At 72.1% G+C, this 319-nt stretch carries 1 pseudogene; it reads right to left on the bottom strand.

Going from position 1 to position 319, the window contains the following annotated elements:
• Positions 1-319 (bottom strand): annotated as a pseudogene (locus tag DSY14_RS28440) (hypothetical protein); the annotation flags it as partial.

Here is a 319-nt window from a genome sequence, read left to right as displayed (position 1 = left end):
CCGCGGTACCGGGCTGTCGGGTGAAGGTGCGTTTCAACGGTCGCCTGCTCGCCGGCTTCCTGGCCGAGCGGGTGGAGAGTTCGGAGTTCGCGGGGCGGCACCGCTAGGCGCAGCACATCGCTCAGGGTGCCCGCGTACCGGTCGGCCACGGCCCGGGACAGCCCCAGGATCTCGGGGGTGAGCACCGGCTCGGGCGAGACCACCGTCTCCAGGTAGGCCAGCCGCCCCGCGAACTCCGAACTCTCCACCCGCTCGGCCAGGAAGCCGGCGAGCAGGCGACCGTTGAAACGCACCTTCACCCGACAGCCCGGTACCGCGG

This window comes from Nocardiopsis sp. MG754419 (genome assembly GCF_018207095.1).
GTDB lineage: Bacteria > Actinomycetota > Actinomycetes > Streptosporangiales > Streptosporangiaceae > Nocardiopsis.
The sequence above is the reverse complement of the archived record's forward strand: the minus strand, read 5'-3'. Positions and strand labels throughout refer to the sequence as shown.